Source organism: Stenotrophomonas sp. YJH_SMC_91, assembly GCF_059368495.1.
Genome location: NZ_JCAFRT010000022.1, coordinates 35,733 through 49,911 on the forward strand (window position 1 = coordinate 35,733; position 14,179 = coordinate 49,911).

Genomic DNA, 14,179 nt, shown 5'->3' on the forward strand with positions numbered 1-14,179 from the left:
GAACTGGATTGTCATGCACGCTGAAGTCCCCACCATTCCTCCGGTCATCAACGTTGACGCCGAGCTGGATCACTGGCGCCGCCAACATGCCGAAGGCGCACTGCCGCACAACTCGTTCGGCTCGTACGTGCCGTGGATCAAGTTTGCCTGCGATTCGCTGATCACTCAGCCGCGCGCCAGCGAGGCCGAACGTGACGAGATGTTCCAGACCCAGTACGCCCTGCAGATCATGCCGCGACTGAGTGAAGCCCAGGCCCGCGAATTCGTCGACCGTTGCTGGCAGCACGTCTACCAGAGCAGTCCGGTGCGCAGCCTGCAGGCACCGCGGCTGCAGCGCATGCGCGCCTGACCGCCGCTGCACGGCGCCTGCACGGGCCACTGCCGATCATCCTCGTCACCTGAGTGGGACGACGACGATGAAAGTACGAAACCTGTTCAATACGATCGCCAAGAAGGCCGCGGCCGCCACCGGCTCGCCGTGGACCTTCCTGGCTGCAGTAGCGATCGTGGTGATCTGGGGCATCAGTGGCCCGGTGTTCGGTTTCAACGACACCTGGCAGCTGGTGATCAACACCGGCACCACCATCATCACCTTCCTGATGGTGTTCCTGATCCAGCACACGCAGAACGCGGACACCGCCGCGATGCAGATCAAGCTGGACGAGCTGATCCGGGCGACGGCCGAAGCCAACAACGAACTGTTGGATCTGGAAGAACTGGACGAAGCGCGCCTGGAAGAGATCCGCGCCGAGTACGAGCAGATGGCGCGCGAAGCCGGCGATGCGCTCGCGCGCGTTCGCGCCTGCCATGTAGCGCGGCGCGACGATGAAGCGGTGTAGCAGGTCCTGAAATGACAATGCCGGCCAGCGGCCGGCACTACCATCGATCATCAAGGTAGAGCCGGCCGCTGGCCGGCTGTCCTTCAGCTGCGCTCGTGCCAGCCACCGCCCAGCACCTTGTACAGGGTGATGCGGTTGGCCTGCTGCGCCAGCTGCGCCTGCAGCTGGGTCTGTTGTGCGTTGTAGGCGGTACGCCGCGCATCAAGCAGGGTCACGAAGCTGTCCAGGCCCGCGTCGTAGCGCGCCTGCGACAGGCGGTTGGCCTGTTCGGCCGCTTCCACCAGGCGCTGCTGTGAACTCACCTGCTCGTCCAGGCTGACATTCAACGCCAGCGCATCGGCGGTTTCGCGGAAGCCCACCTGGATCGACTTCTCGTACTGCGCCAGAGCGATATCACGATCGGCGTTGGCGATGGCCAGGTTGGCGCGCAGCTTGCCGCCCTGGAAGATCGGCAGCGTGATCTTCGGCAGGAAGCTCCACACGCGCGTACCGCTGTCGAACAGGTTGGACAGTTCGCTCGAACCACTGCCGATGCTGCCGGTCAGCGAGATGCTCGGGAAGAACGCCGCGCGTGCCGCACCGATATTGGCGTTGGCCGCCAGCAGCTGGTGTTCGGCGGCCATGATGTCCGGGCGCTGCAGCAGCACGTCGCTGGGCAGGCCGGCCGGCGGCGGTGCCAGTGCAAGCAGCTGCGGCTCGATGCTGTCCGGCAGCAGCGCCGGATCCAGCTGGCCACCGGCCAGCAGCGCCAGCGCGTTGCGGTCCTGGGCCAACTGGCCACGCAGGCGTGCGGCGTCCGTACGCGCGGTCTCGACCAGGGTACGGGTCTGGGTCAGCTCCAGCGCCGAACTGCCACCACGTTCGTGGCGGGCCTCGGCCAGGCGCAGCGAATCCTCGTAGGTCTTCAGCGTGGCATCGGCGATCTTCAGCCGCTGCGCATCGGCACCGTAGGTCAGCCATGCGGTGGCCGTCTCGGCCACCAGGCTCAACTGCGCGTTGCGGCGGTTGGCGGCGACGGCGAAGTACCGCTGCAGCGCGGCTTCACTGAGATTGCGCACGCGGCCGAACAGATCCAGCTCGAACTCGGCCACGCCGACACCGGCGGTGAACTGTTCGTTGACACCGGCGTCGGTGCCCTGGCGCTGCATCTGGCCGGTAACGGCCACGCCGGGCACGCGATCAGCGCGCTGCACACGGTACTGGCCGCGCGCGCGCTCAACGTTGAGCACGGCCACGCGCAGATCGCGGTTGTTCTGCAGCGACTGGTCGATCACCTGCTGCAGGCGCGCATCGGTGAAGAAGTCGCGCCAGCCGACGGCGGCGACATCGGCCACCTCGCCCTGCGCGGCCTCGGCCGGCCACTGCGCCGGGATCGCCGGGGCGACAGCGGTGTTCTTCGGCACCAGGGTGGAGCAGCCGGCGAGCGCGAGCACAGCGGCAATGGAAAGGAACAGGGATGCACTTTTCATGGGAATGACTTCCATCGGTACTGCCGGATGGCAGGAGGTCATGCCGGCCAGCGGCCGGCACTACCGTTTCGACAACGCCAGCCTGAGGCCGGCATGACCGTTTCAGGTCACGTCGTGGATTTGCGCTTGAACACGCGCTGCACCACCACGAAGAACAGCGGCACGAAGAACACACCGAGCACGGTGCCGACGATCATGCCGCCGAGCACGCCGGTGCCGATCGCCTGCTTGGCGCCGGAACCGGCACCGGTGGAGATCGCCAGCGGTACCACGCCCATGCCGAAGGCCAGCGAGGTCATCACGATCGGACGCAGGCGGTCGCGCACGGCATGCATGATCGATTCGATCAGGCCTGCGCCCTTCTCCAGGTTCTCTTTGGCGAACTCCACGATCAGGATCGCGTTCTTGCTGGTCAGGCCCACCGTGGTCAGCATCGCCACCTGGAAGTAGATATCGCGTTCCAGGCCCTTGAAGGTATTGGCCAGCACCGCGCCGAGGATGCCCAGCGGGGCCGCCAGCAGCACTGCGGTCGGCACGCTCCAGCTTTCGTACATCGCGGCCAGGCACAGGAATACGATCATCAGCGAGAGCGTGTACAGCAGTGGCGTCTGCGAGCCAGCCTGGCGCTCCTGGTATGACATCGCCGTCCATTCGATGCCGAAGCCCGCCGGCAGCTGCTTGGCCAGCTGTTCGATCTCGGCCATGGCATCACCGGAGGCGACACCCGGGGCCGGTTCGCCCTGGATTTCCATGGCCGACACACCGTTGTAGCGTTCCAGGCGCGGCGAACCGTAATCCCAGTGCTTGGTGGCGAAGGCACTGAACGGCACCATTTCACCCTTGTCGTTCTTCACGGACCAGAGATCGAAGTCCTCCGGCACCATGCGGAACGGCTGGTCGGCCTGCACGAACACACGCTTGACGCGGCCACGATCGACGAAGTCGTCGATGTACGAGCTGCCCCACGCGGCGGCCAGCGTGCCGTTGATCTGGTCGATTGACAGCCCCAGCGAGGTCGCCTTGGCCGCGTCGATGTCGATGCGGAACTGCGGCGTGTCCTCCTGGCCGTTCGGGCGCACGTTGGCCAGCTTCTTGCTGCCGGCGGCGAGGCCGAGCAGCTGGTTGCGCGCGGCCACCAGTGCCTCGTGGCCCTGGCCGCTGTTGTCCTTCAGGAAGAAGGTATAGCCCGAGGCGGTGCCCAGTTCCGGGATGGCCGGCGGCGGGAAGGCGAAGATGAAGGCATCCTTGATCTGGCCCAGGGCCGCCATCGCGCGTCCGGTGATCGGCATCACGCCATTGTTGGCGTCACGCTCGCTCCAGTCCTTCAGCTTGACGAACGCCATGCCGGCGTTCTGGCCCATGCCGGCGAAGCTGAAGCCCTGCACCGAGAACACCGAGTCCACCGCATCCTTCTCGTTCTGCAGGAAGTGGTTTTCCAGTGCCGCGATCGATTCCAGCGTACGTTCCTGGGTGGCACCCACCGGGGCCTGCACCAGCGCCATCAACACGCCCTGGTCTTCGTTGGGCAGGAATGAGCTGGGCAGGCGCACGAACAACACGCCCATCAGCACGAACAGCGCCGCCACGATGCCCATGAAGCGCCACGGGCGATGGATGATGCCGCGCACGCCACGCTGGTAGCTTTCGCTGGTGCGGTCGAATCCACGGTTGAAGCCATTGAAGAAGCGACCGGCCAGGCCGCGGTGGGCGACGTGGTGCTCACCCTTCTTCAGCGGCTTGAGCATGGTCGCGCACAGCGCCGGGGTCAGCACGATCGCGACCAGCACCGACAATGCCATCGCCGAGACGATCGTGGCCGAGAACTGGCGGTAGATCACGCCGGTGGAGCCACTCATGAAGGCCATCGGCACGAACACCGCCGACAGCACCAGGCCGATGCCCACCAGCGCGCCGGTGATCTGGCCCATCGACTTGCGGGTCGCCTCGAGCGGCGACAGTCCTTCCTCGGACATGATGCGCTCGACGTTCTCCACCACCACGATGGCATCGTCCACCAGCAGGCCGATCGCAAGCACCATCGCGAACATGGTCAGCATGTTCACCGAGAAGCCGAGCATGGCCAGCACGCCGAAGGTACCCAGCAGCACCACCGGCACGGCGATGGTCGGGATCAGGGTGGCGCGGAAGTTCTGCAGGAACAGGTACATCACCACGAACACCAGCACGATCGCTTCGATCAGGGTCTGCACCACGCCCTTGATCGACACGCGCACGAACGGGGTGGTGTCGTACGGGACCTCCGCCTTCAGCCCGGCCGGGAAGAAGCTCTTCATGTCTTCCAGCGCGGCATTCACACCAGCAGCGGTATCCAGCGCGTTGGCGCCGGTGGCCAGGGTCACCGCCAGGCCGCTGGCCGGCTGGCCGTTGTAGCGGGTGACGAAGTCGTAGGACTCGGCACCCAGCTCGACGCGGGCGACATCCCCCAGGCGCAGCTCGGCACCGTCCTGCGCACCGCGCACGATGATGTTGCGGAACTGTTCCGGGGTCTGCAGGCGCGACTGCGCGTTGATGGTGGCGTTGAGCTGCTGGCCCTTGATCGACGGTGCACCGCCAAGCTGGCCGATGGCCACCTGCGCGTTCTGTGCCTTGATCGCTGCGGTCACTTCCGCAACCGACAGGCCATAGGTATGCAGCTTGTTCGGATCCAGCCAGATGCGCATGGCGTACTTGCCACCGAACACCTGGATGTTGCCCACGCCCGGCACGCGGCTCAGGCGATCGACGACATTGGAACCGACGTAGTCGGCGATGTCGTTGGCATCCATGCTGCCGTTCTCGGACACGAACGCGATGACGTTCAGGAAGCCCGAGCTGGACTTGGCCACGTTGATGCCCTGCCGCTGCACTTCCTGCGGCAGCAGCGGCATGGCCAGCTGCAGCTTGTTCTGCACCTGCACCTGGGCGATGTCCGGGTTGGTGCCGCTCTCGAAGGTCAGGGTGATGGTGGCCTGGCCGTTGGACGAGCTGTTGGAGGAGAAGTAGATCAGACCATCAAGGCCCTTCATGTTCTGCTCGATGATCTGCGTCACCGAGTCCTCGACCACCTTGGCCGATGCACCCGGGTAGGTGGCGCTGATTTCCACCGCCGGTGGTGCGACGTTGGGGTACATCGAGACCGGCAGCTTGAACAGGGCCAGGCCGCCGGCGAGCATGATGATGATGGCGATCACCCACGCGAAGATGGGTCGATCGATGAAAAAGCGTGCCATGGGGTTCTCCGCTTACTTCGCGTCGCCGGCCGGGGCGGCAGGCTGGGCGGCCGCTGCCGGCTTGGCCGGAGCAGCGCCCTTCTCGGTGGCCTTGACCGGCATGCCGGGGCCGATCTTCTGCAGGCCTTCGACAATGACCTTGTCGCCGGCCTTCAGACCGTCCTCGACCAGCCACTTGTCGCCGACCGTGCGGCTGACCTTGACCGGGCGCACTTCGACCTTGTTGTCCTTGCCGACCACCATCGCGGTCGTGTCGCCCTTCGGATCGCGGGCGATGCCCTGCATCGGTACCAGCACCGCATCGCTGCGCACGCCGCCGCCGATCACCGCGCGCACGTAGGTGCCCGGCATCAGCAGGCCGTCCGGGTTGTCCACCTTCACGCGCAGGCCGAAGCTGCCGGTGGCTGGATCGACGCTCACTTCAGAGAACTCCAGCGTGCCCTTGTGCTCGAAGGTGCTGCCGTCTTCCATCAGGATGCTGACCGGCAGCGTCTGGTTGTCCTGCAGGCGGCCGGCAGCAAGTTCGCGGCGCAGCTGCAGCAGCTCGGCCGAGGACTGGGTCAGGTCGACGTAGATCGGGTCCAGCTGCTGCACGGTGGCCAGTGCATTGGCCTGGCCGACGCTGACCAGCGCACCCTGGGTAACGCTGGACTTGCCGATGCGGCCGCTGATCGGCGCGGTGATGCGGGCATAGCCGAGGGTGACGTTGGCCGCGTCCAGCGAGGCCTTGGCGGCACCGACATCGGCCTCGGCCTGCTTCTGCGCGGCCACGGCGTTTTCCAGATCCTGCTGGCTGACCGCGTCGACCTTGGCCAGCTCGGTGATGCGCTTGGCGCTAAGGCGCGCGGCGTTGGCCGTGGCTTCGGCGCGGGCCAGCTGGGCGCGGGCGCTGTTGGCCTGGGCGCGGTAGCTGGCGTCCTCGATCTGGTAGAGCGGCTCGCCGGCCTTGACCATGCCGCCTTCGGTGAACAGGCGCTTGGCAACGATGCCGTTGACCTGCGGGCGCACTTCGGCGACCAGGAAGGCGTTGGTACGGCCCGGCAGTTCGCGGGTCAGGCCCACGGTCTCGGACTTCAGCGTGACCACGGTGACGTCACCCGGGCCCTGCTCGGGGGCCTGGGGTTGGCCGCCGCAGGCAGCCACGGCTGCGGCGATGGCCAGCGACAGTGCAAAGGGTCGGATTCGGCTCAGCAACATGACGGAAAGGCTCTTGAAGGAAAGGATCTCAGCCGGCGCTGATACGGCGGACCCTTCGACCGGTAAAGGTGAAGACCGTGAGAACAGCGCCCACCCGGGTGGAGCGGGAGCCGGACCGGCCTGCCACGCACACGACGGGAATGATGGGAGCGAAATATACATACATGCTTGTTTGTTTGTAAACCGGTACAATTCAGCCACGTTTCACCCGCACTCGTACCTACATGGCCCGCAAGACCAAAGAGGACACCCAGGCAACCCGGGAAGGCATCCTTGACGCCGCCGAAGCCTGCTTCCATGAACACGGCGTGGCCCGTACCACGCTGGAGATGATCGGCGCCCGCGCCGGCTATACCCGTGGCGCGGTCTACTGGCACTTCAAGAACAAGAGCGAGGTGCTGGCCGCGATCGTCGAACGGGTGCACCTGCCCTTCATGCAGGAACTGGAGCGCACCTCCACCGACCAGCGCGACACCCCCGTGCACGACCTGCGCGCGGTGATGATCCACTCCTTCATCGAGCTGTCCGAAGACGAGCGCCTGCGCAAGACCATGGAGATCATGCTGCGCAGCGATGCCTCGGCCGACACCAGGGTGCTGACCGAAATGCAGCAGGCCGGATTCCGCGATGCGCTGGACCGGATGGAGCGTGCCCTGCGCCGCGCCCGCGATCTGGGCCAGCTGCGCGAAGGCGCCGACCCCAAGATCGCCGCGCGCATGCTGCATGCCACCGTGCTGGGCGTGCTGCACGGGGCGATGGTCGAACCGGACCTGATGGATCTCAAGCGCGACGGCATGCTCGCACTGGACATGACCCTGGCCGCCTACGTGAAGGACGGCGTGTTCGTGCCGGGCACTGTGCCCGAGCCGCTGCCCGAAGCGTGAGTGGCGCTGCTGCCGCCACCGCCGCGCCCATCTGAGGACAGCCCCGTGATCCTGGACAACGTGGTGTGGGGCTTCATCGGCTGTGGCAGCGTCACCGAGAAGAAGAGCGGCCCCGCCCTGGCCAGCACACCCGGCTCACGGGTGGCAGCGGTCATGCGCCGCAATGCGGGATTGGCCGAGGATTATGCGCGGCGCCACGCGATTCCGCGCTGGTACGCCGACGCCGACGCACTCATCGCCGATCCCGAAGTGAACGCGGTCTACGTGTCAACGCCGCCCTCGACGCACATGCATTACGCGCTGCAGGCGATCGCCGCGGGCAAGCCGGTCTACATCGAAAAGCCGATGGCCATGGACCACGACGAGTGCCAGCGCATCATCGCGGCCAGCGCCCGCAGCGGCGTGCCCGTGTTCGTGGCCTACTACCGCCGTGCCCTGCCCCGCTTCGCACAGGTGAAGCAGCTGCTGGACAACGGCGCGATCGGAACGCCGCGCAGCGTGCGCGCCACCCTGCATCGGCCGCATTCGGCGAATGCCGCATCGCCCGACTTCTGGCGGACCAATCCGTCGATCGCCGGCGGCGGGCTGTTCGTCGATCTGGGCTCGCATACCCTGGACCTGCTCGACCATCTATTGGGGCCGCTGGGCGACGTGCGTGGCCTGGCCAGTTCGCTGACCGGCGCCTACGCCGCCGAGGACAGTGTCTCGATGTGCTTCCGTACCGGCAGTGGGGCGCACGGCATCGCGCAATGGAGCTTCTGCGCGTTCCGGCGCCAGGATGAGGTCGAGATCACCGGCGACCGCGGGCAGCTGCGCTTTGCCACCTTCGAGGACGTTCCAGTGGTTCTGGAGACCGAAGCGGGCATGCAGGCATTCGACATCCCGAACCCGCCATCGGTCCAGCAGCCGTTGATCGCGCACCTCGTGGACGAACTGCGCGGCAACGGCCGTTCGCCCTCGAGCGGCATCAGCGCCGCCCGCACCAGTGCGGTGATCGACCAGGTGCTGCGGGACTACCGCACCCGGCAGTCGCGCTGACCGCACAAGAAAATGGCCGCCCTGCGGCGGCCCTTTCTGTTGCAGCGGGCGGAGTCAGAGCCCTCGCTGGGGCGAGGGATCCGACTCCAACGGGCATTACAGGATGTAGCGGCTCAGGTCCGGGTCCTGCACCAGCTCACCCAGGTGCTTGTCGACGTAGGCGCTGTCGATCGCCAGGCTTTCGCCATCGCGGTCCGGTGCCTCGTAGCTGAGCGAATCCAGCAGGCGCTCCAGCACCGTATGCAGGCGACGGGCACCGATGTTCTCCTGGCGCTCGTTCACCTGGAAGGCGATTTCGGCCAGGCGCTCGATGGCGTCGGCGGTGAAGCTGACCTTGACGCCCTCGGTAGCCAGCAGCGCCTCGTACTGCTTGGTCAGCGCGGCCTTCGGCTCGGTCAGGATGCGCACGAAATCACCCTTGCTCAGCGCACCCAGTTCAACGCGGATCGGGAAGCGACCCTGCAGCTCCGGAATCAGATCGCTGGGCTTGGCCAGGTGGAACGCACCGGATGCAATGAACAGGATGTGGTCGGTCTTGATCGTGCCGTACTTGGTGGACACGTTGGAGCCTTCCACCAGCGGCAGCAGGTCGCGCTGCACGCCTTCGCGGGAGACATCGCCGCCGCCCACGTTATCGCCACGCTTGGCGACCTTGTCGATCTCGTCGATGAAGACGATGCCGTGCTGCTCGCAGGCCTCGATCGCCGCAGTGCGGATATCGTCCTCGTTGACCAGCTTGCCGGCCTCTTCCTCGATCAGCAGCGGTCGCGCGGCCTTGATGGTCAGCGTGCGCTTGTGCGCCTTCGCGCCGCCGCCAAGGTTGGCGAACATCGACTTCAGCTGCTGGCCCATTTCCTCCATGCCCGGCGGGGTCATGATGTCCATGCTGACATTGGCGGCCAGGTCGAGTTCGATCTCGCGCTCGTCCAGCTCACCGTTGCGCAGCATCTTGCGGAACTTGATGCGGGTCTCGTTGTCCTGCGCCGACGGTTCGTTGCGGGCGACTTCCGGATCGAAGCCGATGCCGCCGCTGCGGCGCGGCAGCAACGCATCGAGGATGCGGTCTTCGGCGCGTTCCTCGGCCTGGGTACGCACGCGCACCTTGGCCTGTTCGCGGTACAGCTTCACTGCCGTATCGGCCAGGTCGCGGATGATCTGCTCGACGTCCTTGCCGACGTAGCCGACTTCGGTGAAGCGGGTGGCTTCGACCTTCACGAACGGCGCGTTGGCCAGCGTGGCCAGGCGACGCGCGATCTCGGTCTTGCCGACGCCGGTCGGGCCGATCATCAGGATGTTCTTCGGCATCACTTCATTGCGCAGCTCAGGCACCAGCTGCATGCGGCGCCAGCGGTTGCGCAGGGCGATGGCCACGGCGCGCTTGGCGTCGTGCTGGCCCACGATATGCCGGTCCAGTTCCTGCACGATCTCGCGCGGGGTCATGGTGGCGGAGGAAACTTCGATCTTCGACATGGATGTGCTCACGAATTCGTTGTCGGTCGCGCCGGCCGCTGGCCGGCAACCAGGCACGCGTGTGGGGGATCATGAGGTTGCCGGCCAGCAGCCGGCGCGACCCTCAGAGTTCCTCGACCACCACGTTGCGGTTGGTGTAGATGCAGATATCGCCGGCAATGCCGATCGCTTCGCTGGCGATGGTGCGCGCATCCAGTTCGGTGTGTGCCATCAACGCGCGTGCAGCCGACAGCGCATAGGAACCACCCGAGCCGATGGCGATGATGCCATCCTCCGGTTCGATCACATCGCCGGTGCCGCTGATGATCAGCGAGGTTTCCTTGTCGGCCACGGCCAACAGGGCTTCAAGCTTTCCGAGGCGGCGCTCGGTGCGCCAGTCCTTGGCCAGTTCGACCGCAGCACGCTGCAACTGGCCGTGCTTTTCCAGCTTGGCCTCGAACAGCTCGAACAGGGTGAAGGCATCGGCGGCGGCACCGGCAAAGCCGGCCAGCACCTGGCCATCACGACCGAGGCGGCGCACCTTGCGCGCATTGCCCTTCATCACGGTGTGGCCCAGCGTGACCTGGCCGTCGCCGGCAATGGCCACGTGCTCGCCGCGACGGACGCAGACGATGGTGGTGGCGTGGAAAACGTTGGGGTTCTGACTGGGGTCCATGATGCCTCCGGGGTGACAGAACCAGAGGTGGGGACTGCCCTGCGCCCTTCAAGCCACCCGCGACCGGCTGCCGCACGGGCAACGTTCAGCTTTCTCCGCTGCCCTCGCTGCTGCTTCGACGCTTCGCGCGCGGATGCGCCGCGTCGTAGACCTTGGCCAGGTGCTGGAAATCCAGATGGGTGTAGATCTGGGTGGTGGCGATGTCGGCATGGCCCAGCAGCTCCTGCACGCCGCGCAGATCACCGGATGATTCCAGGATATGGCTGGCGAAACTGTGCCGCAGCATGTGCGGGTGCACGTGCTTGAACAGGCCCTGGCGCTGCGCCAGCTGGCGGATGCGGATCTGCACCGCGCGTTGGCTGATCGGTCCGTTGCGGCCGGGAAATACCGGCGAGGCCGGACCACCGCCACTTTCGGCGCGCCACGCCTGCAGCGCTTCGCGCGCCGGCCGGCCGAACGGCACGCGGCGCTGCCGATTGCCCTTGCCCAGCACGTTGACCAGCCCGCTGTCGAAATCCAGATCGCGCCAGGTCAGCGCGCAGACTTCGCTCAGGCGCAGGCCGGAAGAATAAAAAAGTTCCAGCAGCGCGCGGTCACGGCGGCCAAGTTCACCTTCCGGCTCCAGCTCGACCAGCTGCACGGCCTCATCGGCGTCGAGGACCTGAGGCAACCGGCGCGGCGCGCGCGGCGCCTTCAGCGTTGCTGCAGGACTGACCTCGATGCGGCCGTGCTTGAGCAGCCAGGCATAGAAGCTGCGGCAGGCGGACAAGCGGCGCTGCAGGCTCTTGGCCGACAGGCCACGGCGGTGCTCATCGGCGACGAACTGGCGCAGCGCGTCGGCATCGAGTGCCTCCACCGCAACACCGCGCGGCTCGGCCCAGACCGACAGCGCGTCCAGGTCACGGCGGTAGGCATCGAGCGTATGCGCCGACATCCGCCGCTCTACCTGCAGATGCTGCAGGAAGGCCTGTACCGCGCTCATCGTCGTGTCCTGCTCAGCCCGGGAAGCGCTTCAGGCCGGCGACCAGGGCGTCGCCCATCATGCGCAGGAACAGCGTGCCCATGCCCGGATAGAAACGGTTCGGATCGTGGCTGCCCACCGCAATCAGGCCCACGCCCGGCAACGGCAGCAGCGCGGTGGTCTGCACTTCCTCGCTGCGCACGCCATACAGCACGGCATTCTTTTCCGGCTGCAGGCGGCCGCAGATCGGCTCGCCGTCCTTCAGGCAGTCGCGGAACGGGCCGAGCTGCGGATCATCGGCGGCGATCACCTGCAACCAGTCGGCCTGTTCCAGCCCGGCCACCGGCGTGTGCACCACCAATCGCACCAGGTCGCCGGCGAAATCTTCCTGCAGCGAGGCCGCCATCGCACGCAGGGTGTCGGCGGCGTTGTCCTGCTTCATCAACGCCAGGGTCAGCTGGTGTGTGCGCACCGCCAGGCGTTCGTTGACCTGGGCAGTCGCGCCCAGGTCGGCCAACCGTCGTGCCAGCTCGCGGTTCTTCTCGCGCAGCACTTCCAGCTGGTAGCTGGCCAGCGACGCGGTCGGGCCGTCGTCACGCGGCACCACCAGGGTCAGGGCCAGGTCCGGGAACTGCTTGAGGAAGCCGGGATGTCGCCGCAACCAGGCAGCGACTTCGTGGGCCCCGAGCTTGTCGACGGTTTCGGTCATGCCATCCACTCCCCTTCGAAGACGAATGCGGTCGGGCCGGCCATCACCACAGGCTGGCCATCGCCCGGCCACTGGATGCGCAGGTCACCGCCGGGCAGGCTGATGCGTGCATCACGCTGCAGGCGGCCGCGCTGCATCAGGGTCACCGCAGCGGCGCAGGCGCCACTGCCGCAGGCCAGGGTTTCGCCGACGCCGCGTTCATTCACACGCAGGCGTGCATGCGCCGGGCCCATCACCTGGGCGAAGCCCACGTTCACCGAGCGCGGGAACGAGGCATGCTGCTGCAGCAGCGCACCGACGCGCTCGACCGGTGCAGCATCGATCAGGCCCACTTCGATCACTGCATGCGGGTTGCCCATCGACACCGCAGCGAAACGCACGCTTTCGCCCTGCAGCGGCAGCAGGTATTCCTCGCGCGCGTGGGCGAAACCCACCAGCGGCACGTTGGCCGGCTCGAACGCCGGCACGCCCATGGTCACCGCGAACTGGCCATCGCCCAGCACTTCCACCTCATGGCTGGCCAGCGGGCTGTCGATGACGAAGCGGTCGCCCTGCGCACTGCCTTCGCGCACCAGCCAGGCGGCGATGCAGCGCGCGCCATTGCCGCACTGTTCGGAATTGGAGCCGTCGGCATTCCAGATGCGGTACGACGCCACCGAGCCTTCCGCACGCGGCGCTTCGATGGTCAGGATCTGATCGCAGCCGACGCCGGTGTGGCGGTCGGCCAGCTGCGCGGCCAGTTCAGGCGTGGGCGGCGCGGTGCCGTCACGCAGGTCGATCACTACGAAATCATTGCCCGCGCCATGCATCTTGCTGAAGCGCAGGGCCTTGGAACCGGCCTTACTCATTCCCGCCGCCCACCTTCTTCGCAGGCGCAGGCGCCGGTTGCGTGGTCGGTGCAGCCGGCTCCACGGTCGTGGCCGGGGTGCCGCTGCCTTCGGTCTGCGCCGGGGTCGCTTCGGTAGCGGGCTCGGCAACAGGTTCGACGGTTTCTTCCACCGGCACCGGCTTCTGCGGCAGTACCAGCGGGCCCTTGTTGCCGCAGGCGGCGAGGAACAGCAGCGAAGCAGCTGCCAGCGGAATCAGGATGGCGTTTCGATGGGGGATCTTCATGCCCCGAGTATAGCCATTGGCGGCTGAGCGGTTGGTAGAGTCGACTGTGAGTCGACTGCTCCTGCAACGGCCGTGAAAAACCCGCGCTGCGCGCGATAGTCGACTGACAGTCGACTGACAGTCGACTCTACCCCCCTGGCCGCCCCACGGGCCGCCCCGGGGCGGGCCATGTTCAGCCTTCCGGCGGTGGCAACGGCCGGGTCCACAGCCAGATCGCCACCACGGTCATGCTGCCGATCGAGAACCACTTCACCCAGGCAATCGGCACGCACCAGAGCATGATGCCGGCGCATACCGCCATGGTGATCGTGGCCATCCACTTGCCGTAGCGGCTGACCGCCCCGTGTGCCTGCCAGTTGGCGATGGCCGGGCCGAAGCGTGGATGCTGCAGCAGCCAGTTGTGCAGGCGTTCGGAGCCACGCGAGGCGGCCCAGGCCGAAATCAGGATGAATACGGTGGTCGGCAGGCCCGGCACGAAGATGCCGACGATGCCGGTGCCGAGGCTGACATAGGCCAGCAGCCACCACGCCCAGCGGAAACGCACCACGCGCGGAGGCGTGGTGGCATCGCGAGGGACGGAAGGATCTGGCGCGCTCATGGCCGCAAGGATACCG

At 66.7% G+C, this 14,179-nt stretch carries 14 protein-coding genes; 4 read left to right on the forward strand and 10 right to left on the reverse strand.

All coding sequences use genetic code 11. From position 1 onward, the window contains the following. Positions 1-13 precede the first annotated feature (13 nt). Complete coding sequence (locus AC5P5X_RS19150) at positions 14-349, forward strand: hypothetical protein (RefSeq protein WP_005411085.1); 336 nt, start codon at positions 14-16, stop codon at positions 347-349. Between the two features lie 67 nt (positions 350-416). Further along, positions 417-839 (forward strand): low affinity iron permease family protein, encoded by a 423-nt coding sequence (locus AC5P5X_RS19155; RefSeq protein WP_111174213.1) that lies wholly within the window; start codon positions 417-419, stop codon positions 837-839. An 83-nt stretch (positions 840-922) separates the two neighbouring features. On the opposite strand, the gene smeF is transcribed toward AC5P5X_RS19155, so the two are convergent. The 3 genes from smeF to smeD form a co-directional block, all read right to left on the reverse strand. Continuing rightward, positions 923-2,323 carry a multidrug efflux RND transporter outer membrane subunit SmeF gene (smeF, locus tag AC5P5X_RS19160; RefSeq protein ID WP_146256695.1) on the reverse strand — a complete coding sequence of 467 codons (1,401 nt, stop codon included), beginning with the start codon at positions 2,321-2,323 and terminating at the stop codon, positions 923-925. Positions 2,324-2,415: 92 nt separating this feature from the next. Continuing rightward, a complete protein-coding gene (smeE, locus tag AC5P5X_RS19165) occupies positions 2,416-5,538 on the reverse strand; it encodes a multidrug efflux RND transporter permease subunit SmeE (protein WP_005411088.1) in 3,123 nt (1,040 codons plus the stop codon). Between the two features lie 12 nt (positions 5,539-5,550). Beyond that, positions 5,551-6,735, reverse strand: a complete 1,185-nt coding sequence (gene smeD / locus AC5P5X_RS19170; RefSeq protein ID WP_111189691.1) for a multidrug efflux RND transporter periplasmic adaptor subunit SmeD — start codon at positions 6,733-6,735, stop codon at positions 5,551-5,553. A 224-nt stretch (positions 6,736-6,959) separates the two neighbouring features. On the opposite strand from smeD, the gene smeT reads away from it, so the two are divergent. Next, on the forward strand, positions 6,960-7,619 hold the full coding sequence (gene smeT, locus AC5P5X_RS19175) for an efflux transporter SmeDEF transcriptional repressor SmeT (protein ID WP_005411090.1): 660 nt from the start codon (positions 6,960-6,962) through the stop codon (positions 7,617-7,619). A 45-nt stretch (positions 7,620-7,664) separates the two neighbouring features. After that, a complete protein-coding gene (locus AC5P5X_RS19180; protein WP_065183237.1) occupies positions 7,665-8,657 on the forward strand; it encodes a Gfo/Idh/MocA family protein in 993 nt (330 codons plus the stop codon). A 96-nt stretch (positions 8,658-8,753) separates the two neighbouring features. On the opposite strand, the gene hslU is transcribed toward AC5P5X_RS19180, so the two are convergent. The 7 genes from hslU to AC5P5X_RS19215 all read right to left on the reverse strand — a co-directional run bounded on the left by hslU (position 8,754) and on the right by AC5P5X_RS19215 (position 14,163). After that, on the reverse strand, positions 8,754-10,127 hold the full coding sequence (gene hslU / locus AC5P5X_RS19185; protein WP_005414521.1) for an ATP-dependent protease ATPase subunit HslU: 1,374 nt from the start codon (positions 10,125-10,127) through the stop codon (positions 8,754-8,756). A 103-nt stretch (positions 10,128-10,230) separates the two neighbouring features. Further along, positions 10,231-10,782 carry an ATP-dependent protease subunit HslV gene (hslV, locus tag AC5P5X_RS19190; RefSeq protein ID WP_005411093.1) on the reverse strand — a complete coding sequence of 184 codons (552 nt, stop codon included), beginning with the start codon at positions 10,780-10,782 and terminating at the stop codon, positions 10,231-10,233. Between the two features lie 85 nt (positions 10,783-10,867). Beyond that, the gene (gene xerC, locus AC5P5X_RS19195; RefSeq protein WP_005411094.1) at positions 10,868-11,764 is read right to left on the reverse strand and encodes a tyrosine recombinase XerC; all 897 of its coding nucleotides are present in this window, start codon (positions 11,762-11,764) and stop codon (positions 10,868-10,870) included. A 13-nt stretch (positions 11,765-11,777) separates the two neighbouring features. Then, on the reverse strand, positions 11,778-12,452 hold the full coding sequence (locus tag AC5P5X_RS19200) for a DUF484 family protein (protein WP_005411095.1): 675 nt from the start codon (positions 12,450-12,452) through the stop codon (positions 11,778-11,780). Next, entirely contained in the window at positions 12,449-13,300 is an 852-nt protein-coding gene (gene dapF / locus AC5P5X_RS19205) for a diaminopimelate epimerase (RefSeq protein ID WP_033834522.1), read from the reverse strand. Before dapF ends, AC5P5X_RS19200 begins: the two co-directional genes overlap by 4 nt. After that, positions 13,293-13,565 carry an LPS translocon maturation chaperone LptM gene (lptM, locus tag AC5P5X_RS19210; protein ID WP_005411097.1) on the reverse strand — a complete coding sequence of 91 codons (273 nt, stop codon included), beginning with the start codon at positions 13,563-13,565 and terminating at the stop codon, positions 13,293-13,295. The genes dapF and lptM overlap by 8 nt, the downstream gene beginning before the upstream one ends. A gap of 172 nt (positions 13,566-13,737) precedes the next feature. Further along, positions 13,738-14,163 (reverse strand): YbaN family protein, encoded by a 426-nt coding sequence (locus AC5P5X_RS19215; protein WP_024957059.1) that lies wholly within the window; start codon positions 14,161-14,163, stop codon positions 13,738-13,740. Positions 14,164-14,179 lie beyond the last annotated feature (16 nt).

Coding starts and splice junctions, on each gene's coding strand:
- AC5P5X_RS19150 (WP_005411085.1), top strand. CDS start 14: ATGCACGCTGAAGTCCCCACCATTCCTCCGGTCATCAACGTTGACGCC.
- AC5P5X_RS19155 (WP_111174213.1), top strand. CDS start 417: ATGAAAGTACGAAACCTGTTCAATACGATCGCCAAGAAGGCCGCGGCC.
- smeF (WP_146256695.1), bottom strand. CDS start 2,323: ATGGAAGTCATTCCCATGAAAAGTGCATCCCTGTTCCTTTCCATTGCC.
- smeE (WP_005411088.1), bottom strand. CDS start 5,538: ATGGCACGCTTTTTCATCGATCGACCCATCTTCGCGTGGGTGATCGCC.
- smeD (WP_111189691.1), bottom strand. CDS start 6,735: ATGTTGCTGAGCCGAATCCGACCCTTTGCACTGTCGCTGGCCATCGCC.
- smeT (WP_005411090.1), top strand. CDS start 6,960: ATGGCCCGCAAGACCAAAGAGGACACCCAGGCAACCCGGGAAGGCATC.
- hslU (WP_005414521.1), bottom strand. CDS start 10,127: ATGTCGAAGATCGAAGTTTCCTCCGCCACCATGACCCCGCGCGAGATC.
- hslV (WP_005411093.1), bottom strand. CDS start 10,782: ATGGACCCCAGTCAGAACCCCAACGTTTTCCACGCCACCACCATCGTC.
- xerC (WP_005411094.1), bottom strand. CDS start 11,764: ATGAGCGCGGTACAGGCCTTCCTGCAGCATCTGCAGGTAGAGCGGCGG.
- AC5P5X_RS19200 (WP_005411095.1), bottom strand. CDS start 12,452: ATGACCGAAACCGTCGACAAGCTCGGGGCCCACGAAGTCGCTGCCTGG.
- dapF (WP_033834522.1), bottom strand. CDS start 13,300: ATGAGTAAGGCCGGTTCCAAGGCCCTGCGCTTCAGCAAGATGCATGGC.
- lptM (WP_005411097.1), bottom strand. CDS start 13,565: ATGAAGATCCCCCATCGAAACGCCATCCTGATTCCGCTGGCAGCTGCT.
- AC5P5X_RS19215 (WP_024957059.1), bottom strand. CDS start 14,163: ATGAGCGCGCCAGATCCTTCCGTCCCTCGCGATGCCACCACGCCTCCG.